This window comes from Pseudanabaena sp. PCC 9330, from assembly GCF_055795045.1.
The window spans coordinates 63,973-88,732 of sequence record NZ_JAYFES010000113.1 but is presented as its reverse complement, the minus strand read 5'-3'; the positions used below and the strand labels follow the sequence as shown (position 1 = coordinate 88,732).

Genomic DNA, 24,760 nt, shown 5'->3' with positions numbered 1-24,760 from the left:
CTCTCCCAGAGGGAGAGGGGAGATCGATCCAGTCCCCCTCTCCCCCAGGGAGAGGGGTTAGGTGTGAGGGCTCCGGGGCCGGGGGTGAGGGTTCCGGGGCCGCCAGCCACGCCGATCGCGCCGCCCTCACTGCCCAGCGGTTTGTGCTGCAGTGTGTGCTGGCCATGTTTGCGGAAGATCGCGGCCTGCTGCCCGACAGCCTGTTTGTGCAGTGCGTAAAAGACTGCATCGAGCGAGATGAGAGCAGCTACGATGTGCTGGGCGGGCTGTTTACGGCGATGAATACGCCCGGTATGACCCCCGCTGGGCGCTACAAGGGGGTGGACTATTTTAACGGCGGGCTGTTTGCCAATATTGAACCCATTGAGCTGACGCAGCCGGAGCTAAAGTTTTTGGAAGTGGCGGCGCTGGAGGACTGGAGCAAGGTGCGCCCGGCGATTTTTGGCAGCATTTTTGAGTCGGCGATCGATGCTAAAACGCGCCATGCCCACGGCATTCACTACACCGCCGAGGCCGACATTATGAAAATCGTGCGGCCCACGATTTCGCGCTATTGGGAAGAGCGCATTGAGGCGGCGAACACCATTGGCGAGCTGAATACGCTACAGCTAGAGCTGCAAAACTACCGGGTGCTAGACCCGGCCTGTGGGTCGGGCAATTTTCTCTACATTGCTTACCAAGAGCTAAAGCAAATTGAGCAAACGCTGCTGGATAAAATTGCCAGCCGCCGCAAGTCGCCCCGCGACCAGTTGCAGATGAGTTTTGTAACGCCAAACCAGTTTTTTGGCATCGACAACAACCCCTTTGCGGTGGAGCTGGCACGGGTGACGCTGATGATTGCGCGCAAGGTAGCGATCGATCGCCTGGGGCTGCAAGATTCTGAACCGGCCCTGCCGCTGGATACGCTGGATCAAAATATTGTCTGTCAGGATGCGCTGTTTACGGAATGGCCGAAGGCCGATGCGATCATCGGGAATCCCCCGTTTTTGGGTGGAAAAGGAATGCGAGTGGCTTTGGGGGATGAATACGCAGAACAAATTTATCAGGGGTTTCCTCAAGTTAAAGACTCTGTAGACTTTTGCTCATATTGGTTCCGCATCGCCAACGAAAGAATGGATAAGGACAACAGAGCTGGCCTTGTAGGGACAAACTCCATAAGTCAAGGCAAAAGTCGTCGAGCAAGCCTTGACTATATCATTGAGAATGGAGGATTTATTCATGAGGCCATTTCAACTCAGCCTTGGTCTGGCGAAGCTGCTGTCCATGTAAGCATTGTAAATTGGTGCAAAAAACCTCCAAAGAATTTTCATCTGGATAACATCCAGGTGGGAACCATAAACAGCTCCTTAAAGGCAGAGCTAGATGTAACTCAAGCATTGAGAATAAAGAGTAATTTGAATAAATGCTTTCAAGGAATCATTCCTGTAGGCAAAGGTTTTTTTGTTGGTGAAGATCAAGCTCAGAGCTGGATTGAAGAAGTTCCCAAAAATGCTGACGTTCTACGTCCCTCTTCATCGGCAGGCGACTTAGCAGATTTTCCTCATGGAAAGCCAAGAAGGTGGATCATTGATTTTAATGATCTTAGTATTGAGAGCGCTAGTGAATATCAACTTCCTTTCGAGCATGTCAAAAAAACAGTCAAACCCATAAGGGACACCAATCGACGTGAAGTAACTCGACTGAATTGGTGGAAGTTTGGCGAGAAAAGGCCAGCATTTAGAGCCGCAATTAAAAAAATGTCATTTTATTTGGTTGTGCCTAGTCATTCAAAATATTTTATCTTTTTAGTCAGTCCTCTTAATTGGCTGCCCAACAATTCAATAAATGCAGTTGCTTCGGATGACTATTATATCCTCGGAATACTTAGCTCAGGTACGCATAGGTCTTGGGTGAAAGCTCAAAGTTCGACATTAAAAGGCGACACTCGCTACACTCACAATACCTGCTTTGAAACCTTCCCGTTTCCGCAGACCCCCAGTGCCAAAATCGTTCAGCAAATTCGCGCCAAAGCCCTAGAGCTGCATCAATACCGCAGCGACCAAATGCAGCAAAAACAGTGGGGCATCACCAAACTCTACAACGCCTACTTCCACGAACCCGCCAGCCAGCTCTACAAACTCCACAAACAGCTCGACGCCCTGGTGCTGCAAGCCTATGGCTTTGCCCCTGCCGACGACCTGCTCGAAAAACTGCTCGCCCTCAACCTAGAGCTAGCCGCCAAAGAGCAACGCGGCGAACCCGTTGTTGGCCCCTGGGATCCGACAAAGGAGGTGCCATGATAAGCACTGCTACCTCTGTCAATGGCATCCCAATTCGTTTGCCTGATGAACGATGGCATCACATTATTCAACGCCACGCAGATCTCGCCGCACAAAAAGATCTACTGCTACAAACCATCTCCGCACCGACCCGCATTCTCGCAGGTAACGACGGGGCAATGATGGCCCTTCAAGAAATCAAGCCAGGAAAATCGTTAGTTGTAGTTTACAAGGAAGAAGAAGCCGATGGTTTTGTCGTAACAGCTTTCTCAACTCGTAAAATTAACTCGCTTAATCGGAGGCAACAACTATGGCCGTAGCTAACTACCAAGAAGCCCAAACCTATCTCAAATTTCTGCCCCTGTTACAAGATCTCCCCAAGCAACCCTTCTTCATCGTCTATGACGCTGAAGCAGATGTACTCTATATCGACTTCAACAACCCACCTCAATCTGCCGAAGATAGCGAACTCACCGATGATGATATTGTGATTCGCTACGATGATGCTGATGCGATCGTTGGGCTAACCATTCTCAATGCCAGTCAGCGCTAAAGATAGACATCACACTATTGATCATCTTTTAGACAAACAGGAGTTCATTGATGGAATCCACCGCATCCACCACCAACACCCAACTCGTAGATTCGCTGATCCAAGTCATTCTGGCGCTCCCCAGCAACGAGCAAGCCCTGTTGCTCGATAGGCTGCTAGGCGAAGTTCCTTACCCCTCTACAACAGAGCTAATTCACCTGACCGACAAGGGCGGCAGCTTTGATTTTTGGCAAGACGAACCAGAGCTTTACACCCTAAATGATGGGGAACCCGTCACATGGTCGTAAAAGGTAGCATTGTCCTTGTCAACTTCCCTTTCACAGATTTGAGCCAGACCAAGCTAAGACCCGCCATCATTCTATGGATCGACACTGCCGGAACTGATGTAGTTGTCTGTGCCATCACATCTCAGAAAACAGATCGCTTGAGCGATGGAGAGTTTTTAATCAATCTAACTGATTCAGAATTTTCTCAGACTGGCTTGCGGGTATCATCAAAAGTAAGAACCACTCGCATTGTTACCCTAAGCCGTCAATTAGTTGTTCGCAGGCTAGGTGAATTGGGCACTCAACATATCCAAGAGCTGAACGCCAAAATGGCTCAGGCTTTTCAGCTTGACTGAGGTTAGCTGATATTTTAATCAATTCCTGATTCGCAATAGTTGGTTAGTCTTCTGGAGATAACGCAATGGAAACAGCCAAGCTACTGACGAATGAAAACGGCCAGATTGTCGTTTTGCCCGCCACCTTTCACCTCAGTGGCACCGAAGTTTACATCAAAAAAATTGGCAATGCCATTATTTTGTTGAATAAAGACAACCCTTGGCAATCTCTCTTTGATAGCCTTGACCAATTTACTGACGACTTTATGGAAACCCGCGAACAACCCCCTCTCGACAACCGGGAGAACCCGTTAGATGCATGGATATGCTAATTCCAGCCCAAGCGCTATCCCAAGATCTCATACTCGTCACCAATAACACAAATGAATTTCAAAGAATTGCAGGATTATGACTCGAAAACTGGGTTGAGCGATTACAGGAGTAGTCTATAGCTCAAATCAAAGTCTCTTGCAATCCCGACGTGGAGTTTAAGAGGTCGGCATATTCCTTTATGTTGAAAAACTAGAATATTTAGAAGCTCACAAGCTTAGACTCAGGTTTAACAATCGAGTCACTCAAGACATTGATCTGAGCACAGAGATATATGGCGAAATCTTCGAGCCTCTCAACGATATTGAATACTTTCAACCAGTCTTCTTGAATCCCGAAACCAAGACTATTGAATGGCCGAATGGCGCAGACTTTGCCCCAGAGTTTCTGTACGAACTAGGGCAAACCATTCCTCAAATAGCCCGACACCTTCCCTAGTGCTGTAAGCCTACAGCCGAGAATTTCGGGCTTGTTGGGTGCTGCTATCGCGCCACCCAACCTACGGCCAAGGCTTTGTGGCATTGTGTCAGTCAGCTAGCAGCGCTACTGTAAATGAATTTCTATGCTCCCTTTAACCGACGATACCCTGTGGGCCATTCTCAAGGATGAACTCGACGACGACACCGTAAACCGCCTGGTGTGGGCTGGGCTGGGCTATCGCGAAACCCCAGCAGGGTGGGATAGCTCAGCGGTAGCGCCCAGTTGGGCCGAGAAATTTCCGTCACCGCCCAACTTTATTGACAGCCGCCCGGCGACAGTGCAGCTGACCCGGTCGATACCGCCAGCCCATAAGCAGCTGCTAAAAGAAGAACTCGGCTTTAAGGGTTACACCCTTGACCAGCTCATTCCCCGGCTGACGCGGCGGGCGACCATGGTGAGCTGGCTACTGAGCTACCGCAAGCAAAACTAAAAAAGGATGCGGCTAGCCGCATCCTTGCTCTCAACCCACGGCGCTCTCTCCGTGGATACTGGGGCTGCTGGCCTGGCGGTGGATCGATCTGCGATCGCAGCGGCCAAGGCACAGCAGCATAGCTGATGTTAGAACTCTGCCGTGGCTAGCTCTCTGGGCGCTTGGGCCTGAGGGGCGGCGGCGCTAGGGTCTTCGGCCCTAGGAGACGAGTCTAAAAAGATATCGTTGACCTTGAGCTGAAGCCCGGCCCGAGGCTGAGAGTCGGCTTTGCTGAGGTAGGGAGAGGCGTCGATCGCACCGCTGGCGATAATCAGCGAGCCTTTCTTAATGTGGGTGAGCTTGCGCCAGGCCGAAGAATCTTCCCACACGGTGAGTTCGACGGTAAAGCTGTCGCTCTCTTTGCGGCTGGGAATGCGATCGACGTAGATGGTCAGGTTGGCCACTTGGGTGTTGCCACCAGTTCTACGCTCGATATTGCGCACCTGGGGGTCGGCGGCCACATGGCCAGCCAGGGTACACAGGTTCAATCCTCGACTCGACATAGCTGGAAACTCCGTAGGGTAGATGCACTAGACCCCGCCCAACAAGACAGATGTCTGTAGGGCTAATATGCACCGGTTGAATGGATAATTTGCTATGGATTTTTACGTAACTTTTTGGCTGGGCTTCTCCGTAATTACTTGGGGCACGATGTGGCGCGATCTAGCGGCCCAGGGTAAAGGTTGACCGCAGCCCCCGGCTCGCCTTAGCGATATGCTAAGTCTGGAGTAATTGCAGTGCCATGACGACCCAATCGGTAGACCCCACTGCCCGCAAGCTCTGGCTAGCGGCCATCAAACCCCCCATGTATAGCGTTGCCATGATGCCGATTGTGGTGGGTAGCGCGATCGCCTACGCCGAGACTGGCCAGTTTAACAGCGGTATTTTTGCGTTATTTTTGCTGGCGGCGATACTGATCTTGGCCTGGGAAAACCTCAGTAATGATGTGTTTGACTCTGACACGGGCATCGATGTGAATAAGGCCCATTCTGTGGTGAATCTGACCCGCAACCGCAGGGGAGTGTTTTGGCTGGCTAACCTGTGTCTGGCCTTGGGCATTGCGGGCATTGTGGCGATCGCGGTAGCTCAGCAAGACCCCACAGTATTGGGCATTATTTTGATCTGCTGTGGGCTGGGCTATATGTATCAGGGGCCGCCCTTTCGGCTGGGCTACCAGGGCCTAGGTGAGGTGCTGTGCTTTTTTAGCTTTGGCCCTTTGGCTATAGGGGCCGCCTACTACAGCCAGACCCAGAGCTGGTCGTGGGGTAGCCAACTGGCCGGGGTGATTGTCGGTCTGACCACCACGCTGGTGCTGTTTTGCTCCCACTTTCACCAGGTAGAAGACGATCTGGCGGCGGGCAAGCGATCGCCCATTGTGCGCCTGGGCACCCAGCGGGGGGCGGCGCTGGTTCCCTGGGCGTGCGGGCTGGTGTTTGCGATCGCCCTGCTGGCTCTGTTGGCTGGGGTTTTTCCGCCATGGGCGGGGTTGATATTTGCCAGCGCGCCCTCGGCCTGGCGGCTCAGTCGCCATGTCAACCGCCACCACAACCAGCCCAGCCAAGTCTTTAATGCCAAGTTTTTTGCCATCGGCCTTCACTTTTGGAGTGGTGTGCTGCTGGCGGCGGGGTTTTGGCTCAGCACCTGGCTGGGGTTTTGAGTTTTGACACCAATCGTCCATGGCGTTGGCGGGGCACCTCCAGCGGAGTTGCACAGGCATGAATTCAAGCATCAACGTTTCTCGTACGGGCGTACCGCTGTGCGCCCGTACCCAATTTCATCCTGTCTATTTAGCAACGCGAGAGCATGGGTACTGAGTTGGCGGTTCGGCCTTACCGGCGGCAGTTTGCCCGGCCACTGCACACGGCCCACGGATTGTGGATTTGGCGCAAGGGGCTGTTGATCCGGCTGCGGGATAGCTTGGGGCGTGTGGGCTATGGGGAAGTGGCTCCGATTCCGTGGTTTGGCAGTGAGACAGTGGCGGATGCGCTGGAATTTTGCACAGCCCAGCGGGGAGAATGGCGATCGCAGCCCATACCCGATGCCCTGCCTGCGACCCAGTTTGGGCTAGAGAGCGCCCTGGCAGATTTGCACAGAGAAACTCCACCGATGGCGCACGAACCGGCGATGCTTGTAGAGAGGGTTGCTAACGCCGATCTCTGCGGTCTGTTACCAGCGGGCGCAGCGGCGTTGGAGGCCGCACCCCAGCGCCTGGCCCAAGGCCACCGCACCCTGAAGTGGAAAATTGGCGTGTTTCCTCTGGGGGAGGAGCTGCGCTGGCTGGAGCTGATCGTAAAAGAATGCCCTGGTATTCGGCTGCGTCTAGATGCCAACGGCGGGCTGAGCCTGGCCCAGGCCGAACGATGGCTGGTGGCCTGCGACCAGATTAATGCAGACGCTCACCTGGCGATGATCGAGCATTTGGAGCAGCCGTTGCCGGTCGATCAGGTGGGGGCGATGGAGGCGTTAGGCAAGCGCTACAGGACAGCGATCGCCCTAGATGAATCGGTAGCGACGCTGGTGCAACTGGAGAATTGCTGGGCTAGAGGCTGGCGAGGGGTGATGGTGGTGAAGCCTGCGATCGCCGGGGCGCCCCAGCGGCTCCGGGCCTTTTGCCAACGGCATCGCCCCCAGCTGGTATTTTCGTCATGCTTTGAAACGGCGATTGGGCGGCGGGCGGCCCTGGCCTTGGCTTCGGCATGCATGTCGACCCCGGCCCCAGCCCTGGGCTTTGGCACCCAGGGCGCGTTTGATGACGATTGGGATGCCCTTAGCGCCGCTGAGCTATGGGACAGAGTTTAAAGGACCTGTTGGGCGATCGCTGGGGCGACGACTGGTTGATTGGCCCCAGGAGCAAGACTTTCTGGCGTTGCCTGGGTGAATATACGTCTGTTTTTAATGCTTATAGAGCGTCTTCCCGCTCAGACAGCAGCGGCATTTTGATCGCTGAGGCTGACCAGCTTCAGGTTTTGGCGGTTTGCCTAGCGGCCTGGTCAGAGGGCTGCACCGTGGTTTTGGCCAATCCTCGCTGGGGTGAGACTGAGCGGCAGCATTTAAAAGCTCTGGTCAATCCCCATTGGCCTAGTCCAGTCTTGGCAGGGCTGCGGTGCTACCCCTGTGAGGTGCTGGGGGGGCGATCTAGCCAAATTCTGATTCCCACGGGCGGGTCATCGGGGCAAATCAAGTACGCAGTACATACCTGGGACACGCTAACGAGTTCTACCCAAGGATTTCGCGATCACTTTGGGGTAGATCAGGTGCAGGCCTACTGCGTGCTGCCGCTGTTTCACGTCAGTGGGCTAATGCAGGCACTGCGAGTGCTGGTCTCTGGTGGAACGCTTGCCATCCAACCCTACGGCGATCTCAAGGGTGGCGCACGGTTGAGCCTGCCGCCGGGTGGTTTTCTCTCGCTGGTGCCGACTCAGCTTCAGAATTTGTTGGAGTTGGGAGGCGAATTTATTCCCTGGCTGCGGCGCTTTCGGGCGGTGCTGCTGGGGGGCGCTCCGGCGGGGCGATCGCTGCTCGATGCGGCCCAGGCTTTGGGCATTCCTATTGCGCTCACCTACGGCATGACCGAAACCGCCTCCCAGGTGGCCACCCTGCTGCCCGAGGAATTTTTGGCCGGTAACCGCAGCAGCGGCAAACCTTTGCCCCATGCCCAGATCGCCATTCTCAGTGAGCAGGGGCAGGCGCAGCCCTGGGGCGAACCGGGGCGGGTGGTGGTTCAGGCGCGATCGCTAGCGGTGGGGTATTTGGGCTGTGTTGAGGGGCGGCCCGGCCCGGTGGTGGGCAGTGCCTACCCTACTTTGGAGGATTCCAGAGAGGCGAGTTTCCCTCTGGGGGACATTGCTCATCAAACAGTCGTGGAACCCTTAGCTACCGATGACATTGGCTACCTCGATGGGGGCGGTTACCTGCATATCGTCGGGCGCAGCAGCACCAAGATCATCACGGGGGGCGAGAATGTGTTCCCTGAGGAAATTGAAGGGTTGCTGCTGGCGACGGGGTGGGTGAGCGATGCCTGCGTGGTGGGGTTGCCCTGCGATCGCTGGGGGCAGCAACTCTGCGCCCTCGTCGTGATGGATTCTACCCAGATGCTGAACGATCTGCCCGATCGCCTACGCCCGCTATTAACCGCTTACAAACTGCCCAAGCAGTGGATTTTAACCCCAGATCTTCCCAAGACAGCCCAGGGCAAGCTCAGTCGTCCCCAGGCGTTGGCCCTGGCCCACAGCATTCTGGGACTGAGATCCTAGGCCACCCCACCCTCACTTCACCGCTTTGATCCATCCCCGCCGCTGGGCAATCTCTAGAGCAGCGGCGGCGGCAGCAAATATCAACAGACTCTCGGCGATCGCCACCGCAAAGGGCCAGCCCCGCAGGCTGATTGCCGCCGCCACATTTACCAATGCCAGCCCCCGCACCAGGCTAAAGGCCAACACGACCCCGGCTTTGAGCTGGGCATTGTCATCCTGCCGCACGGCATAGCGATAGGTAATGCCAAACAGCCCGCCAGAGAGGCCTGCAATGACAGCGCTGACCCAAAACGTGCTGCCGCCCAGACCCGATGTGAGTGAATTGAGCGCTGCGATCGCCCCCAGGGCTGGCACTCGATGGGCAAACAGCAGAGCCGCTGCCACCAACCCCGCCGCCGCACCAGACAGCACCGCCCCCTTGAGCGACTCAACGCGATCTTCGTCGGTAAACGGGCGGTCTAGAGACATAGCATCAGTGGGTAAGCGGCTATTTGACTCTACTTGACTCTACTGCAATGGCCAAGTCCAGCGGCAGATCCACTGCTACGCTCTTGGGCCTTGGCAGTACCATTGATCTAGGTTTAGAGGCTCAGACCCATCGCAGCTGCCCCATTTTCTCACCCTGCCAGCCCCATTCAGCCGCTGCCGGGGGATGTCGTCCACAGCATTGCCGCCGGAGAGGTGATCGACTCGCTGGCCGCTGCCGTGCGCGAGCTGGTAGAAAACGCCCTCGATGCCCAGGCCACCCACATCACCATCGCCCTGTGGCCTGACCAGGGGCGCTTGCAGGTGGCCGACAACGGCCTGGCCATGGGCCTAGACGATTTGCACCGGGCGGCGGTGCCCCACAGCACCAGCAAAATTCGCACCCAGGCTGACCTGTGGCAGGTCAACAGTCTGGGCTTTAGGGGTGAGGCGCTGCACAGCCTGGCCCAGGTGGCTGAGCTAGAGATTTGCAGCCGCCCCCCAGCGGGTGAGGCGGGTTGGCGAGTCACCTACTCAACCCAGGGAGAGCCCCTAGAGACCACCCCTGCGGCCCTGGCCCCCGGCACCGTGGTAACCGTGGCCAATTTGTTTGGCCGCTGGCCCGCCCGCCGCCAGCGCCTGCCCACCGTCGCCCACCAGCTCAGCCAGGTGCAGCGGGTGATTGTCCACTGTGCCCTGGCCCACCCGACGGTGACCTGGGCTGTGCAGGTGAGCGATCGCCCCTGGCTTTCCCTCACTCCCAGCCCCACCGCCCTGGGCCTGATTCCTCAAATGGTGCGCACCGTCAACGCCGCCGACCTCCATGAAGGCTGGCAGTCTGTCCCCTGGGCCGAGGCCGAGACAGGTTCATCCCCAATCGGTATCTATGGAGTGGTTGGCCTGCCCGATCGCTGCCATCGACCCCGGCCCGACTGGGTCAAGGTGGCGGTAAACGGGCGGCTGGTGACGGTGCCCGAGCTAGAGCAGAGTCTGGTAAATACCTTTCGCTATACCCTGCCCCGCCATCGCTACCCCCTGGCCCTGGTGCATTTGACGGTGCCCCCTGGCGACATCGACTGGAACCGCCGCCCCGACAAAAGCACCCTCTACCTACACGGCCTCGACCAGTGGGTGGCCCTTTGCCAGAGCCACATTGAGACCCTGCTGGGGCACCATGCCGACGCCCTGCCGGAGCGCAACCAGCCGCGGGTCACCCAGTTGATCAAGGCGGCAGAACCCAGCGGCGGCTACGACACCACCGATCTATCTGACCAACTCCCCTACCGAGAGCGGCTGGGCCGACTGCGGGCGATCGCCCAGGTGCACGATCGCTACATCTTGGCCGAGCAGCCCGACGGCCTGTGTTTGGTCGAGCAGCACATTGCCCACGAGCGGGTGCTCTACGAGCGGCTGCAAGACCGCTGGCGGCTGGTGCCCATCGCCACCCCCGTGGTGCTAGACGGGCTGAGCGAAAGGCAGCTCACCCAGCTCACCCAGCTGGGGCTAGCCCCCGAAGAGTTTGGCCCCAACCGCTGGGCCATCCGCCAGGTGCCCGAGCCCTTGAGCGATCGCGACGATCTGCCCGCTGCCCTGGTTGAGCTGAGTCTCGGCGGCAATCTCGATACGGCCCAGGTGGCGATCGCCTGCCGCACCGCTATTCGCAATGGCACCCCCCTCGACCTGGCCACCCTGCAAACCCTGCTCGACGACTGGCAGCAGACCCGCCACCCCCGCACCTGCCCCCACGGCAGACCAATCTGTCTGACCCTCAGCGAGAGCAGCCTGGCCCGATTCTTTCGCCGCAGCTGGGTGATCGGCAAAAGCCACGGCATTTAAGCAACCTTAGAATGAGATAGCGCCATCCCCTTCGTGGAGGGGTGCCCAAAGGGCGGGGTAGGTTAAACCTACGGCAAAATAAAAGTCTCTAGATAACCTCAGTTCGGGATAACGCCGTCCCCTCCTTGGAGGGGTGCCCGAAGGGCGGGGTGGGTTAAACCTAAAGCGAAATGAAAGTCTCTAGATATGGTACGTTGCCGTGCTGGCAAAGACCAACCCACCCCGACCCCTCCGAAGGAGGGGATAGTGGGCCTGCTTTGCCAAAGATTTTTCTGATCCCGAACTCAGGTTAGGGATCAGCCTGCGATCGCCTTACCGTCAGCCCCTCACTGCTGAACGTAGTTCTGATACTTTTGCAGCTCTCCAGGACTCACCGTGTCGAGCACCGTCTCGGGGGTAAAATAGCCCAGCGCCTGAATCATCCGGGCCACACAGCCCGTCCAGCCCGTCTGGTGGCTAGCCCCAATGCCCGAGCCATCGTCCCCGTGGAAGTATTCGTAGAACAGAATTAGATCTTGCCAGTGGGGATCGCTCTGGAACTTCTCGGCCCCGCCGTAGACCGGGCGACGGCCATTTTCATCTTTGGTGAAGATGCTGACCAGCCGCTCAGTGATGCAGCGGGCGACCTCAAACAAGGTTTTGTGGTCGCCGGAGCCGGTGGGGTACTCGACGGTGAACTCGTTGCCATAGTAGGTGTAGAGCTGCAACAGCGCCCGAATCAAGAGCAAATTCACCGGCATCCAGATTGGCCCTCGCCAGTTGGAGTTGCCGCCAAACATGCCCGAGGTCGAGTCGCCGGGCACGTAGCCCACCTTATACTCCTGACCCTCGTGATAAAAGATGTAGGGGTCGTCGAGGTGCTGGCGCGACAGCGAGCGAATGCCGTAGTCGCTGAGAAACTCACTTTCGTCGAGCATTCTCGACAGCACCCGGCGCAGCTTATCTTTGTCAAGAATCGACAGCATTACCCGCTTGTCGACCCCCGGCTTGATCGGCAGGTGCACGTTGCCGCACAGCTCGGGGTGGCGGTCGATAAACTTGTTCACCCGCTCTTGTAGTCGGGGCAGCTCGGCAAAGGCTGCGCGGGGGAAGACAGCGACGGCCATCAGGGAGAGAAGGCCGACCAGCGATCGCACCTTCAGCCGCAGGGCGTTGCCATCGGGTAGCCGCAGTACATCGTAGAAAAAGCCGTCGGCCTCGTCCCACAGCTCGTCTTCGTGGTCGCCCATGCGATCCATCGCCCCGGCGATCCACATGGTGTGCTCAAAAAACTTGATCGCCAGGTCTTCGTAGAGGTGGTCGTGCAGGGCCAGCTCAATGGCAATCTGAAACATCCGCTGGCTAAAGAACACCATCCAGCTGGTGCCGTCGGCCTGCTCTAGGCGACCCCCGGTGGGCAGGGGCGAGCTACGGTCAAACACGCCAATGTTGTCAAGGCCCAAAAAGCCGCCCTCAAAGATGTTGTTGCCGCCTTCGTCCTTGCGGTTGACCCACCAGGTGAAGTTGATCAGCAGCTTCGAGAAGGCATATTTGAGAAACTCCAGGTCGCCTTGACCACCGTTGCGATCGCGATCGCGCACATAGATTTCCCAGGTGGCAAAGGCATGGACCGGCGGGTTGACATCGCCAAAGTTCCACTCGTAGGCCGGAATCTGGCCGTTGGGGTGCAGGTAATCTTCCCGCAGCATCAGCATCAGCTGGTCTTTGGCAAAGTCTGGGTCGATCAGGCTGATCGGGATGACGTGAAACGCCAGATCCCAGGCGGCATACCAGGGGTACTCCCACTTGTCGGGCATCGACACGATGTCGTCGTTGAGCATGTGGAACCACTCGCTGTTGCGCACGTGGCCCTTCTTCGCCGCTGGCGTCCAGGGGGTGACATCGCGCTCCCGCAGCCACAGATCGAGATCGTAGTAGAAGTACTGCTTTGTCCACATCATCCCGGCTAGGGCCTGGCGCATGACATTGGCGCGATCGGCATCGGCTTGAATGGCGGGAGGCATCACCGTAGCAAAAAACTCGTCAGCCTCAGTTTTGCGGGCGGCAAACTGCTGGTCAAAGTAATCGCTAAAGGGGTCACCGACGATCTCAGGGCCGCTTTTCGACAGCCGCAGCTTCACCACTACGGTTTCGCCTGCCCCTACGGTGAGTTGGTAGTAGGGGGACACCTTGGTGCCTTCCCCATTGGGGTTGACCGCATCGCTCTGCCCGTGAATGACGTAATTATTGATGCTGTCTTTGACGTAGGGAGTCTCGTTGGGCTGGCCAAAGACGCGCTCTTGGTTAGTCTCGTTTTCGGTGAATAGCAGCGGCACCCCGGCGTCGCAATAAAAGTAGTAGTCGGCCAGGTAGTCGGTGAGCTTGGGGTTGGTGATGTGGGTCTGCACTACGCCGTTGCCCAGGGCCTTCATCTGCGGCCTTTCGCCCGTCTCTAGCCATGACCAGGTGTTGCGAAACCACAGGGTGGGCAGCAGGTGTAGGGGAGCCGCCTCTGGCCCCCGGTTGGCTACGCTGATTTTGATCAGCATGTCTTCGGCGTCGGCCTTGGCATATTCCAAAAACACGTCAAAGTAGCGATCGCTATCAAAAATCCCGGTATCCAGCAGCTCGTACTCCGGCTCGTAGCGGTTGCGCTGGGCGTTGGTCTCGACTAGGTCTTGGTAGGGAAACTTGGCCTGGGGGTACTTGTACAGGTACTTCATGTACGAGTGGGTCGGCGTACTGTCGAGGTAAAAGTAGTACTCTTTCACGTCTTCGCCGTGGTTGCCCTGGCTGTTGGTCAGACCAAACAACCGCTCCTTGAGAATCGGGTCCTGACCGTTCCACAGGGCCAGGGCAAAGCACAGCAGGTTGTGGTCGTCGCTGATGCCGCCGAGACCGTCTTCACCCCATCGGTAGGCCCGCGATCGCGCATGGTCGTGGGGAAAATAATCCCAGGCATTGCCGTCGCTGCTGTAGTCTTCGCGCACAGTGCCCCACTGGCGCTCACTCAGATAAGGCCCCCACTTTTGCCAGGGGGTAGTTTTGGCTCGGTTTTCTGCAAGGCGATTGGCTTCTGCGGTCACGGTGCTTACCTGCCTGGTGAAAGTAGCTAGATTTTTGCTCGATCCCCAGGGAAGGCGAATAAATCTCAGACAAACTTAAGCCCCTGGAGAAAGCTGGTGCTAATTTTCTCTGAACTTCCTATGAAATTCCTATGGATAGCGCCTATGAAGGAGTGAGAGATCATGTGTGAGGCGTGTCATAAAACTACAACTTGCCTGATTTCCTCCAGCCCAGTCCTATAGTTCTTACAGCCAACATCCCTACGTACAATCTGTACCCCCCACCCTGACCCATGTTCGACTTCCTTCGCGCCCAACCCTCTAGCCCCAGCCCCACTCAAATTGCCCGCTACTGCCGCACCCTGGGTTGGGCTGGGTTGGTGCTGCAATCGCTGCTGGGGGTTATTCCTCTAGTGGTGGTGATTGCTCGTATGCTGGTCAACCCCCGGTGGCGTGATGTGCGATCGTCTTGGGGCCTATGGCTAGCGGTGCTGGGGCTGGCGATCTTGCTGTTTAGCATCTACTGGTGTTTTCGCTATATCCACATGGCGCGGCGGCTGGCCGACCCCGACCTGCGTCCGGCTAAGTCGGCGGTGAAGCGCAACCTCAAGCTAGGGCTGCTCAGCAACCTGGCGCTGATGGCGATCGGCGTGCTGCTGGCCCTCTGGCGAGTCACCCTGCTGAGTATTCAAATGCTGACCATTCCCCAGGGCACTACGGTGGTCACCCCCGGCGCGGCGGCAGTGCCGGGCGGGCTGATCACCCCCTCCAGCATGATTGCGATTCAGGCGATGGTGAGTGCGATCGCCGCTGGTCTGGTCGGCGTAGTCATCGCCCTGCTGCTGATCTACCAGGTGGGTCGTCACCGCACCTCGCCCGATCTATTCACCTAGGGCGGGTTTAGGACAATTCTGGCAACAAAAATACCTAAGATTTTGCTTCCTCCCAAGGGCGCAGGCCCTGTGCCCCTACGGGGGACGTGTCTTCTGTGCCAAGAATATCCTTAGGCTTTATGGCGAATCCAACCTCCATACTCCCTATTTCCAATCGGGCAACCTGTAGGGGCGCACCGCTGTGCGCCCGGCTGAATCGGGGGTAGCCAAGCGGGATTTGGAGTAATACGAAATTCGAGTTCAAAAACCCCGAATCAAAACAGGTATCCCGCAGGGGCAAACGGTTGTTTGCCCAACTGAATCGGGGGTATAGAATTCAAATTCGGTATTGGTGCTCTAGCGGGTAAGGATATCCGCCTTCTAGGTGGCGTAGAACCCAGCTCTATACCGCGTTACACTGTTAAAAACGCGTATTTGGGCGTCTTCGGTCTATGAGTTTAGAGATAAAAGCCGTGCAGGCACCGTATGGCGATGCAATGTACCGCACGCCGCCTCCAGATCTGCCCTCGCTGCTGCTCAAAGAGCGCATCGTCTATCTGGGGCTGCCCCTCTTCTCTGGGGATGACGTTAAGCAGCAGGTGGGCATTGATGTCACTGAGCTGATCATTGCTCAACTGCTCTTCTTGCAGTTCGACGACCCCGACAAGCCCATCTTCTTCTACATCAACTCTACCGGCACCTCGTGGTACGACGGCAACATGATCGGCTACGACACCGAAGCCTTTGCCATCTGCGACACCATGAACTACATCAAGCCCCCCGTGCACACCATTTGCATTGGCCAGGCGATGGGGTCTGCCGCCGTTATTTTGGCCTCTGGCACCAAGGGCTACCGGGCCAGTCTGCCCCACGCCCGCATTGTGCTCAACCAGCCCCGCAGCGGTGCCCAGGGCCAGGCTACCGACATTGAGATTCGGGCCAAAGAAGTGCTCGACAACAAGCGCTCGATGATGGATATTCTCGCCAAGAACACCGGTAAGACCCCCGAGCAGCTCATGCGCGACTCTGACCGCATGTTCTACATGAATCCAGAAGAGGCTAAAGAATACGGCATTATCGATCGGGTGCTCACCAGCCGTAAAGAGCTGCCGGTACCCGCCGGGGTCGGGGTCTAGGCCGATTGGTTCGATCTTGCAGTTGTAGTTTTAATTTTTAGGTAGACGCACACCATGCCCATCGGTACTCCCAAAGTTCCCTATCGTTTGCCCGGTAGCCAGTACTCCCAGTGGGTCGATATCTACACCCGCCTCAACCAGGAGCGGATTATTTTCCTCGGCCAAGAGGTGACCGATACCCTGGCCAACTCCATCGTGGCGGCGATGCTGTACCTCGACTCTGACGACAACAGCAAGCCCATCTATCTCTATATCAATTCTCCTGGTGGCTCGGTAACGGCGGGGATGGCGATCTATGACACCATGCAGTACATCAAGTCTGACGTGGTCACCATCTGCCTTGGCTTGGCGGCATCCATGGGTGCATTTCTCTTGGCGGCGGGCAGCAAGGGTAAGCGGGTGGCCCTGCCCCACTCCCGCATCATGATTCACCAGCCCATGGGTGGCACCGGGCGACAGCGGCTCCAGGCTAGCGACATTGCGATCGAGGCTAAAGAGATTTTGCGGGTGCGCCAAGAACTGAATGAAATGATGGCTCGCCACACCGGTCGCTCTATTGAGCAGATCCAAAAAGACACCGATCGCGACTACTTCATGTCCGCCGAAGAAGCTGTCGCCTACGGCTTGATCGATCGCGTGATCGAAGAGCGCACGCAGGAGCTGGCTAACCCAGTGCCTGCGGTGATCTAACCGGTTGGGCCATTTTTTGTTGCGCCACTTTTGCCTAAAGTTGGCAAAATAGAGGCGGCACACGTCCCCTCCTTTGCTAACGAGTTTGCAACTATGGCGCTGGCTCATCACTACCGCATACTGGGCCTGAGAACCGGGGCCAGCTTTGACCATGTCAAGCTGGCCTATCGCAATTTGGCCCGGCTTTACCATCCCGACGTCAACCCCGGCGACCAGCTGGCCAAAGAAAAGTTTATTCAAGTCACCCAGGCTTACCAGGCTCTAGCCGATGCGCTGCCCGCCGCTGCCAATCGTTCGGCACCTCCGCCTACTCGTGGCCCTCGGGCTTCAGCAACTGCTACAGCCCCTAAGCGGCCCGAGCCTGTGGTTCCTCAGCCTGCGTCTGCCCCGCCGGCAGAAGACATTACGTTTACTGTCAGCCCCATTCCTGGGGGAAATGAGACCGATCAACAGCTCAAGATCAATAGCTACAAACAGCTGCGCGAGTTCTTAAGTGAGCAGCGGTTTCCCCGTGCGGTAGCCCTAGTAGAAGGCCTCGCCCAGCGCTTTTCTGAAGACCCCGAGGTGCGTCAGTGGCACGCCATTACCTACTACCGCTGGGGCCATGATCTACTCAACCAAGGTAATCTGCCTAAGGCAGAGGTCTGCCTCAAAAAAGCCCGTCGGGTTGACCCCCACAACAAGTCTCTGCGCCAGGCATTGCTGAATGATTTTCAGCGGCTAGAGTATCTCCGCCAGCACCCCATGCCCCATGCCCAGTGAGGCAATTTTGGCTAGGGTTGGCATTGTAAAATAGTCTCGAACCATTGCTCAAAGCGGGTGGCGAGGGCGTCTAGCGAGTATTCGACCTGGGCCTGGCGGCGGCAGGCGTGGCGATCGAGTTGGTCGATTTTGGCGATCGCCTCTCTCAGCCCCTGCACATTGTCGGGCTCTACCAGCCAGCCAGTCTTGCCGTGATGCACGATCTCGGTGGGGCCGCCCCTGGCGTAGGCAATCACCGGCACGCCGCAGGCCAGCGCTTCGATCGCCACATTGCCAAACGCCTCAACCCAGCGTGGGGTCATCACCAGGGCGCGGCACTGGCGCAGCACGTGCTGTAGTTCATCGGTGGGCAAAAAGCCTTTATAGCAGTCGGCGGCGTGGGGAAAGCGATCGCAGATCTGCCGCCAGTAGCCCTCATCCTCAATCTTGCCGAGAATCTTCAGCGGTGCCTGGGCTAACGCTGCCGCTGCCAGGGCATCTTCTAGACCCTTCTCGGGCGAGATGCGGCCCAGCCAGGCCAGGGCATCGCCGGGAGTAGGGCAAAACTCGTAGGCTGTCAGATCGATGGCGCTGCCGAGAATCTCGAAGGCCTCTGCCACCCCAAAGGTCTCGGCCTGGGTGCGGGTGTAGGCCCCAAGGTGGTGGGCAAACCGCCCCGCCACCTGCTGAATCGCTTCATCCATAGCATTGCTCAACGACCCCATGGTGACAAAGTGGGCCACGGGCGTGGCAAAAAACTCTGTCAGGTAAAAGGGCAGCCAGTCGTAGGCAAAGTTGACGATCGCATCAAACTCGCCCTGGTGGCGCTGGACGTAGTGCCACATATTGCCCAGGGCGCTGTCGGCAGGCAGCATGACCACCGCGTCTCGCCCTTGGGTGTGGGCCGTAGGCTGCAACAGTCCGGCAACGGTCACCAGGGGGATGCCTCCCAGGCTAGAACCCTCAGGTGCTAGGACAGTAATCTCATGGCCGCGCGATCGCAGGCCCTGGGCCAGATTTAGCACCGTCAGCTCCACACCGCCCCCCAGGCCAGACCCCAGCGGCCCGACAGGGGTAGAAACGAGGAGAAGGCGACGGGATGGCATGGAAAATCGAAGGGTAAGGAGTAGGGGCAGACCCACGTGGCTGCCCAGGGCTGCTAGTCTGACTCCGCCGGTCGAGTCGCGGCTTCATAGGCCAATAGCCACTGGCGTACCCGCTGGGTCAGGGCATCGCGCTGGTTAATTAAATAGATACTAACCAGCGTGAAACTCACCCCCACCCACTGGAGAGAACTGAGGGTTTCGCCGAGGAATAGATTGCCAAAGAGCAGGGCAAATACCGGCGTCAAAAAGGTTAGGGCACTGAGGCTGGTGAGGTTGCCCTGGGCGGCCAAAAAAAAGAAAATACCGTAGGCCAGAGCGCTGCCCAATAGAGTCGAATAGGCGATCGCTCCCCAGTCTACCCCCGTCAGCCCCTGCCAAGGCTGCACCTCCCCCAGAGCCGACAGCCCAAAGAGAGGAATACCCCCCAGCACCATGTGCCAACCCGTCGCCACCACCGGGTCCACATGGCGGCACACATAGCGAATCAAAATCGTACCTGTGGCCATTGACAGGGCCGCCAGCAGCATCAGCCACTCGCCCCCTTGCAGCAGCGTGTTGAGGGCAGTACCCCCCGTCAGCCAGGTGGTATCACCGTGGAGCAGCGACAAAATCCACTCGTCGGGCAGCCCCAGCAGGCTGATGCCCGCGATCCCCCACAGCAGCCCAATCCACCCCAGGACGCCGATGTGCTCACCAAACAGACCCCGCGCCATCACCGCCACCGCCAGGGGCTGGGAGTCGATCATCACCGACCCCAGGCCGGCCCCGGTGCGCTGCAAGCCCGCCGCCAAAAAGCCTTGAAACAGGGTGCCATCCACCAGGGCAAACAGAGCCACCCAGAGCCACCCCTGGCGGCTAATAGCCTGGGGACGACCCAGCAGCAGGCTGACCAGCAACACCACTACCCCAGCGGGCAGCAACCGCACACCCGCCATAAAAAAGGGAGTCGTATGGGGCATAGCCCCTTTCATCGCCACCATGGCGGTGCCCCACAAAAAGAAGGGGGCAATCAGCACCAGGGGGTTGCGAGTGACGGGTTGGGGAGCAGCGGGAGAATCCATAGAGTGGAGAAGGAGGCGATGGTTAAGCGCTGACCGCAGCGGCTGTTATGGCCTTAGCCAGTTGGTTATCGACACATTCCCAAAAACGCTGAAGCATCCAAACGTTGAGATGCTTTTGAGACTGCGGCTTTTGGCAAAGAATTTCTTTAAGGAATGTTAACGCAGTTCTAGGTGGGCTGTCGGTCTCAGATTTTTATCGGTACCGCTGATCTGAGGCTACTGCCCATACGCCCGGCGCAGTGTTGTATTAGCTACAATAGGGCGCAGCCTGGGCAAGCCCTGTGCTGTCTACCCTTCATCCATTTTTGCACCCTATGGTCTGGCCATTTTCCCCCCGTTCTCGCAAGTCTATTGCCCGTATTGAGGTCACCGGGGTAATTGCCGCCGCTACCCGCAAGCGCCTGCTCGAAGCCATCAAAACCATTGAAGAAAGACGATTTCCGGCCCTGCTGCTGCGTATCGACAGCCCCGGCGGCACCGTTGGTGACTCCCAAGAGATCTATACCGCCCTCAAGCGGCTCAAAGAAAAAGTCAAAATTGTCGCTAGCTTTGGCAATATTTCGGCCTCGGGGGGGGTCTACATCGGCATGGGGGCTGACCACATCATGGCCAACCCCGGCACCATCACCGGCAGCATTGGCGTCATTTTGCGGGGCAACAACCTAGAGAAATTGCTCGATCGCGTCGGTGTCTCTTTTAAGGTGATCAAGTCTGGGCCCTACAAAGACATTCTGGCCTTCGATCGCGAGTTGACCGATCCTGAAAAAGGCATTCTGCAAGAGCTGATCGACGTCAGCTACGGCCAGTTTGTCAAAACCGTTGCCGAGGCTCGCCAGCTCAGCGAAGACACCGTGCGCAGCTTTGCCGACGGGCGAATTTTTACGGGTGAGCAGGCCGTGCAGCTGGGGGTAGTCGATCGCCTGGGCAGCGAAGAAGACGCCCGCCGCTGGACCGCTGAGCTGGTGGGCCTCGACCCTGACAAAACAGAGTGCATCACCTTCGACGAGAAAAAGCCCCTGCTCAAGCGCCTAGTGCCTGGCAGCAGTCAGGTCAACGGTGGCCAGATGGTCGGCCTATCGGTACCAGCCCTCAATGCCACCCTAGAGTGGCTGGAGTTTGAGCGCAGCACCAGCGGTATGCCCCTGTGGCTGTATCGCCCCTGAGCCTTATCTCAGCTTTACCTCTAGGTGTAGGGATTTAGATCCCTGGCTCTAGAGCCTCCCCTGGTACGATGAAAACGGTAAAATGCAGTCAACCATCTGACCTGGTTGCTACTCTAGCAAGCGTTTCAGGCTCAGAGTTGACCTTTTGGAGGTTGCAGCGTGGATTGGCGAATGTGGGCGATTCGAGGAGCGGTAACGGTGGCAGACAACACAGAGGCCGCCATGGGTGAAGCGGTCACAGAGCTGTTAGACGCGCTGGAAGAGCGCAACCAGCTCGACCCAGCCTGCATCATCAGCGCCACCTTCTCAGTGACCCGAGACCTAGATGCGGTTTTTCCTGCGGCGATCGCCCGCCAGCGCCCCCAGTGGGACGACGTGGCTCTGCTCGATGTGCAACACATGCATGTCGAGGGCAGTCTACCCTGCTGCATTCGCGTGCTGATGCATGTGCAGTTGCCCGTCGTCCAGGGTAAAGTGCAGCACGTCTACCTCCGGGGAGCAAGAAATCTACGTCCCGATCTGGTGATTGCTGGCTAGCTCTAGGTCCTCTTAGGGCCAAGCAAAAGCCCGCTGAAGACCTCAGCGGGCTTTTGTGCTGCGTTTGCTCGGTTGAGTTCAGTGGCCCTTAAACCGAATGCCCAGCACTAGGTCGTAGAGAAAGCCAAAGAAATCCTTCATCTGGAGCAGCCCCAGAGACTGAGGCGAGCCCTTCTGGTCGAGCAGAGGGCGCATCACCTCGTAGGTGGGCTTGTACTTGTACCAGGGCACCGAGGGCCACAGGTGGTGCACCAGGTGGTAGTTTTGACCCATGATCAGCAGATTGAGAATGGGGCTGGGGTAAACCCGAGCGTTTTTCCAGCGGTCGCGATCTTCAAAGGGGCGATGGGGCAGATAGTCGAAAAATAGCCCCAGCGCAATGCCCACCACCAGCGCTGGCGAAAACCAGTAGTTGAAGATGTAGCCCAGAAAGTCAAACCGCCAGGCGGTAAACACCAGCAAACCCACCACGAGACGCCCCAAAAACCATTCCAGCAGCTCGTAGTTACGCCACAGGCGGCGCTTGAAAAAATAAATCTCGTGATAGAAAAAACGAGCGGCAATCAGCCACAGAGGGCCACCGGTAGACACGAAATGGTCGGGGTCGTTTTCTGGGTCGTTGACATGTGCGTGGTGCTGCAAGTGCACCCGCGTAAACACCGGAAACGAAAAACCCAAAATCAGGGCGCTGCCATGGCCCAGCAGCGCATTCACCACACGGTTGCGGTGAGCCGAGTTGTGGCTAGCATCGTGGATCACCGTCCCCGACAGATGCAGCGACAGCACATTCATCAAAAACACGCACCAGCCTGCCCAGTGCCAGCAAAAGTAGCCCACTGTAGACAGACTGATTAGCCCAACGGAGGCTATAAACATGAGGGTATTGAGACTGAGCCCACCTTCGGTCTTTAAGAGCTCCGGGGGTACAGTCTTTCTAATCGTCAGGGGCTCAACTGCCGCCGACATGACGCATCGCTCCTACACCAGTATTTTCGGTAGTATACGTTACGACGCATGAATAATAAAGTTTTGTGACATGGCCTTAGCCTGATGGGGCCTTGGCGTTGCCCAATGGGCGCGAAGATTGACCAGCTACCCATCCCTGGGGCAGGAGAAAAGTATCCGTGAAAAGACGGAGATTTTTTCTAGCTTTAGGTCAAAGCGTAAAGGCCATCGGCATTTATGCTAGTATCCCTGTGCCCTGTGGCTGCTAGCTCAGGGCGGCTGTCAGCTCAGAGCTTGAGTCGAGGCTTTCTGCCCTAACGTTCCCTTCTCAGTAGAGGTTGTCTATGCCCCTGCGCACCCCCCTTCGCCGCGCCAAAATTGTGGCCACCATTGGCCCTGCGACTCAAGATCCCGACGTGCTGCGGGCGCTGATTGAGGCGGGGGCTACCACCCTGCGGCTCAACTTTTCCCACGGCAGCCACGACGACCACCAGCGCAGCATTCGTCTGATTCGGCAGATCTCCTTTGAGCTCAACCAGCCCGTAGGCATTTTGCAAGACTTGCAGGGGCCTAAAATTCGCTTGGGCAAATTTGAGCAGGGGGCGATCGCACTGGCCAAGGGCGATCCGTTTGTGCTCACCAGCGAGATCATCGTGGGCAATCAGGAGCGGGCCTGTGTGACCTACGACCAGCTGGCTCAGGAAGTGCCCGCCGGGGCCACCATTTTGCTCGACGACGGCAAGGTCGAGATGCAGGTGGAGTCGGTAGATCTGGAGGCCCAGGAACTGCACTGCCGAGTGGTGGTCGGGGGTACTCTGTCGAACAACAAAGGGGTGAACTTTCCTGGGGTCTACCTCTCTGTCAAGGCGCTCACCGACAAAGATCGTGAAGACTTACTGTTTGGCCTCAACCAGGGAGTCGACTGGGTGGCCCTGAGCTTTGTGCGCAACCCCCAGGATGTGCTGGAAATCAAGGAGATCATCAGCGCGGCGGGCAAGCATGTGCCGGTGATCGTCAAGATTGAAAAGCACGAGGCGATCGAGCAGATGGAGGCGATTCTCTCCCTCTCAGATGGCGTGATGGTGGCTCGGGGCGACCTGGGGGTCGAGCTGCCCGCCGAGGAGGTGCCGATTTTGCAAAAGCGGCTGATCGCCATGTCCAACTCCCTTGGCATTCCGGTGATTACGGCCACCCAGATGCTCGACAGCATGGTGAATAACCCGCGCCCTACCCGGGCCGAGGTGTCTGACATCGCCAATGCTATTCTCGACGGCACCGACGCAGTCATGCTCTCCAACGAGACGGCGGTGGGCAAGTTTCCGGTAGAGGCGGTGGCCACCATGGCGAAGGTGGCGGTCTGTACCGAGCAGGAGGGGCTGAGTTTGGGCGATCGCAAAGAAGTCGGTGCTCGCTCGATTCCCAACGCTATCAGTCAGGCGGTGGGTCGCATTGCCGCCCAGCTCGATGCCGCCGCCATTATGACCCTGACCAAATCTGGGGCCACCGCCCGCAACGTATCAAAATATCGTCCCCACACCCCGATTTTGGCGGTCACGCCCCACGTGCATGTGGCCCGTCAGCTGCAACTAGTGTGGGGGGTGCGGCCGCTGCTGGTGCTAGATCTGCCCTCCAGTACCCAGACCTTTCAGGCGGCGATGGGTGTAGCCCAGGAGAAAAAGCTGCTCAATGACGGCGACCTGGTGGTGCTGACGGCGGGCACCCTGCAGGGGGTTTCGGGTTCTACCGATCTGATCAAGGTCGATGTGGTGACGGCGGTGTTGGGTCGTGGTGTTGGTATTGGCGAGGCCTCAGTGAGCGGTCGGGCTCGAGTGGCCCGCAACAGCCTGGAGGTCAACGACTTCAACGACGGCGAAATTTTGGTGGTGCCCCACACCAGCGCCGATTTTGTCGACGCCATTCGGCGGGCGGGGGGCATTGTCACCGAAGACGATAGCCCTACTAGCCACGCGGCGGTGATTGGGCTACGGCTGGGGGTGCCAGTAATTGTTGGGGTCAAAAATGCCACCGAACTCATTCGCGACGGCAGCATTCTCACCCTCGATACCCGGCGCGGACTGATCTACTCTGGAGCGCTGGGGCTGATTAAGAACGAGCCTGCCATGAGCTTTTAGGAGCTTTCTAGGAAATAAAGATACCCCTCTCTAGGGTCGCAGAGCGCCCTGGGGAGGGGATCAAAAAAACGAAGATTTTTTGTCCCCA

General features: G+C 57.6%; 25 protein-coding genes. 19 read left to right on the top strand and 6 right to left on the bottom strand.

Annotated elements, in window-relative coordinates; all coding sequences use genetic code 11:
- The 8 genes from AC0QKW_RS17095 to AC0QKW_RS17060 all read left to right on the top strand — a co-directional run.
- Window positions 1–2,279 (top strand): class I SAM-dependent DNA methyltransferase (locus AC0QKW_RS17095; RefSeq protein ID WP_473152293.1); only part of this gene is annotated, 2,279 nt, incomplete at its 5' end.
- The gene (locus tag AC0QKW_RS17090) at window positions 2,276–2,578 is read left to right on the top strand and encodes a hypothetical protein (protein WP_473152292.1); all 303 of its coding nucleotides are present in this window, start codon (window positions 2,276–2,278) and stop codon (window positions 2,576–2,578) included. The genes AC0QKW_RS17095 and AC0QKW_RS17090, both read left to right, overlap by 4 nt.
- Window positions 2,569–2,811, top strand: a complete 243-nt coding sequence (locus tag AC0QKW_RS17085; RefSeq protein ID WP_473152291.1) for a DUF2283 domain-containing protein — start codon at window positions 2,569–2,571, stop codon at window positions 2,809–2,811. Before AC0QKW_RS17090 ends, AC0QKW_RS17085 begins: the two co-directional genes overlap by 10 nt.
- Window positions 2,812–2,861: 50 nt before the next feature.
- Window positions 2,862–3,098, top strand: coding sequence for a hypothetical protein (locus tag AC0QKW_RS17080; protein WP_473152290.1), 237 nt, complete (start codon window positions 2,862–2,864; stop codon window positions 3,096–3,098).
- Window positions 3,089–3,433 (top strand): type II toxin-antitoxin system PemK/MazF family toxin, encoded by a 345-nt coding sequence (locus AC0QKW_RS17075; protein WP_473152289.1) that lies wholly within the window; start codon window positions 3,089–3,091, stop codon window positions 3,431–3,433. The genes AC0QKW_RS17080 and AC0QKW_RS17075 overlap by 10 nt, the downstream gene beginning before the upstream one ends.
- Before the next feature lie 65 nt (window positions 3,434–3,498).
- Window positions 3,499–3,744 carry an antitoxin gene (locus tag AC0QKW_RS17070; protein ID WP_473152288.1) on the top strand — a complete coding sequence of 82 codons (246 nt, stop codon included), beginning with the start codon at window positions 3,499–3,501 and terminating at the stop codon, window positions 3,742–3,744.
- A 169-nt stretch (window positions 3,745–3,913) separates the two neighbouring features.
- Entirely contained in the window at window positions 3,914–4,180 is a 267-nt protein-coding gene (locus tag AC0QKW_RS17065; RefSeq protein WP_473152296.1) for a DUF2442 domain-containing protein, read from the top strand.
- Between the two features lie 124 nt (window positions 4,181–4,304).
- The gene (locus tag AC0QKW_RS17060) at window positions 4,305–4,652 is read left to right on the top strand and encodes a DUF1823 family protein (protein WP_473152287.1); all 348 of its coding nucleotides are present in this window, start codon (window positions 4,305–4,307) and stop codon (window positions 4,650–4,652) included.
- A gap of 128 nt (window positions 4,653–4,780) precedes the next feature.
- Here AC0QKW_RS17060 and AC0QKW_RS17055 read toward each other — a convergent pair whose 3' ends face one another.
- Window positions 4,781–5,194 (bottom strand): single-stranded DNA-binding protein, encoded by a 414-nt coding sequence (locus AC0QKW_RS17055; RefSeq protein WP_473152286.1) that lies wholly within the window; start codon window positions 5,192–5,194, stop codon window positions 4,781–4,783.
- A 239-nt stretch (window positions 5,195–5,433) separates the two neighbouring features.
- On the opposite strand from AC0QKW_RS17055, the gene menA reads away from it, so the two are divergent.
- From menA to AC0QKW_RS17040, 3 genes are all read left to right on the top strand, one after another.
- Entirely contained in the window at window positions 5,434–6,348 is a 915-nt protein-coding gene (gene menA, locus AC0QKW_RS17050; protein ID WP_473152285.1) for a 2-carboxy-1,4-naphthoquinone phytyltransferase, read from the top strand.
- Between the two features lie 146 nt (window positions 6,349–6,494).
- A complete protein-coding gene (locus tag AC0QKW_RS17045; protein ID WP_473152284.1) occupies window positions 6,495–7,490 on the top strand; it encodes an o-succinylbenzoate synthase in 996 nt (331 codons plus the stop codon).
- A complete protein-coding gene (locus AC0QKW_RS17040) occupies window positions 7,475–8,944 on the top strand; it encodes an AMP-binding protein (protein ID WP_473152283.1) in 1,470 nt (489 codons plus the stop codon). Before AC0QKW_RS17045 ends, AC0QKW_RS17040 begins: the two co-directional genes overlap by 16 nt.
- Window positions 8,945–8,956: 12 nt before the next feature.
- Here AC0QKW_RS17040 and AC0QKW_RS17035 read toward each other — a convergent pair whose 3' ends face one another.
- Entirely contained in the window at window positions 8,957–9,412 is a 456-nt protein-coding gene (locus tag AC0QKW_RS17035) for a hypothetical protein (protein WP_473152282.1), read from the bottom strand.
- A gap of 165 nt (window positions 9,413–9,577) precedes the next feature.
- On the opposite strand from AC0QKW_RS17035, the gene mutL reads away from it, so the two are divergent.
- Window positions 9,578–11,245, top strand: coding sequence for a DNA mismatch repair endonuclease MutL (mutL, locus tag AC0QKW_RS17030; protein WP_473152295.1), 1,668 nt, complete (start codon window positions 9,578–9,580; stop codon window positions 11,243–11,245).
- Window positions 11,246–11,571: 326 nt separating this feature from the next.
- On the opposite strand, the gene AC0QKW_RS17025 is transcribed toward mutL, so the two are convergent.
- Window positions 11,572–14,310 carry an MGH1-like glycoside hydrolase domain-containing protein gene (locus AC0QKW_RS17025; protein WP_473152281.1) on the bottom strand — a complete coding sequence of 913 codons (2,739 nt, stop codon included), beginning with the start codon at window positions 14,308–14,310 and terminating at the stop codon, window positions 11,572–11,574.
- Window positions 14,311–14,582: 272 nt separating this feature from the next.
- On the opposite strand from AC0QKW_RS17025, the gene AC0QKW_RS17020 reads away from it, so the two are divergent.
- The 4 genes from AC0QKW_RS17020 to AC0QKW_RS17005 all read left to right on the top strand — a co-directional run bounded on the left by AC0QKW_RS17020 (window position 14,583) and on the right by AC0QKW_RS17005 (window position 17,749).
- Window positions 14,583–15,182 (top strand): DUF3611 family protein, encoded by a 600-nt coding sequence (locus AC0QKW_RS17020; protein ID WP_473152280.1) that lies wholly within the window; start codon window positions 14,583–14,585, stop codon window positions 15,180–15,182.
- Window positions 15,183–15,613: 431 nt separating this feature from the next.
- Window positions 15,614–16,297, top strand: a complete 684-nt coding sequence (locus AC0QKW_RS17015; RefSeq protein ID WP_473152279.1) for an ATP-dependent Clp protease proteolytic subunit — start codon at window positions 15,614–15,616, stop codon at window positions 16,295–16,297.
- A 54-nt stretch (window positions 16,298–16,351) separates the two neighbouring features.
- Window positions 16,352–16,987 (top strand): ATP-dependent Clp protease proteolytic subunit, encoded by a 636-nt coding sequence (locus AC0QKW_RS17010; RefSeq protein ID WP_473152278.1) that lies wholly within the window; start codon window positions 16,352–16,354, stop codon window positions 16,985–16,987.
- A 93-nt stretch (window positions 16,988–17,080) separates the two neighbouring features.
- Window positions 17,081–17,749: a DnaJ domain-containing protein gene (locus tag AC0QKW_RS17005; protein WP_473152277.1), complete on the top strand. Its 669-nt coding sequence runs from the start codon at window positions 17,081–17,083 to the stop codon at window positions 17,747–17,749.
- Window positions 17,750–17,760: 11 nt separating this feature from the next.
- On the opposite strand, the gene AC0QKW_RS17000 is transcribed toward AC0QKW_RS17005, so the two are convergent.
- Together AC0QKW_RS17000 and AC0QKW_RS16995 are read right to left on the bottom strand one after the other, a co-directional pair.
- Entirely contained in the window at window positions 17,761–18,834 is a 1,074-nt protein-coding gene (locus AC0QKW_RS17000) for a glycosyltransferase family 4 protein (protein WP_473152276.1), read from the bottom strand.
- A 53-nt stretch (window positions 18,835–18,887) separates the two neighbouring features.
- Window positions 18,888–19,895, bottom strand: coding sequence for a DMT family transporter (locus AC0QKW_RS16995; RefSeq protein ID WP_473152275.1), 1,008 nt, complete (start codon window positions 19,893–19,895; stop codon window positions 18,888–18,890).
- A 314-nt stretch (window positions 19,896–20,209) separates the two neighbouring features.
- On the opposite strand from AC0QKW_RS16995, the gene sppA reads away from it, so the two are divergent.
- Entirely contained in the window at window positions 20,210–21,058 is an 849-nt protein-coding gene (sppA, locus tag AC0QKW_RS16990; RefSeq protein WP_473152274.1) for a signal peptide peptidase SppA, read from the top strand.
- Window positions 21,059–21,217: 159 nt separating this feature from the next.
- Window positions 21,218–21,595: a chorismate mutase gene (aroH, locus tag AC0QKW_RS16985; protein WP_473152273.1), complete on the top strand. Its 378-nt coding sequence runs from the start codon at window positions 21,218–21,220 to the stop codon at window positions 21,593–21,595.
- Between the two features lie 78 nt (window positions 21,596–21,673).
- On the opposite strand, the gene crtR is transcribed toward aroH, so the two are convergent.
- On the bottom strand, window positions 21,674–22,561 hold the full coding sequence (crtR, locus tag AC0QKW_RS16980; RefSeq protein ID WP_473152272.1) for a beta-carotene hydroxylase: 888 nt from the start codon (window positions 22,559–22,561) through the stop codon (window positions 21,674–21,676).
- A gap of 323 nt (window positions 22,562–22,884) precedes the next feature.
- On the opposite strand from crtR, the gene pyk reads away from it, so the two are divergent.
- Window positions 22,885–24,672 carry a pyruvate kinase gene (gene pyk / locus AC0QKW_RS16975; protein WP_473152271.1) on the top strand — a complete coding sequence of 596 codons (1,788 nt, stop codon included), beginning with the start codon at window positions 22,885–22,887 and terminating at the stop codon, window positions 24,670–24,672.
- The last annotated feature ends 88 nt before the right edge of the window (window positions 24,673–24,760 follow it).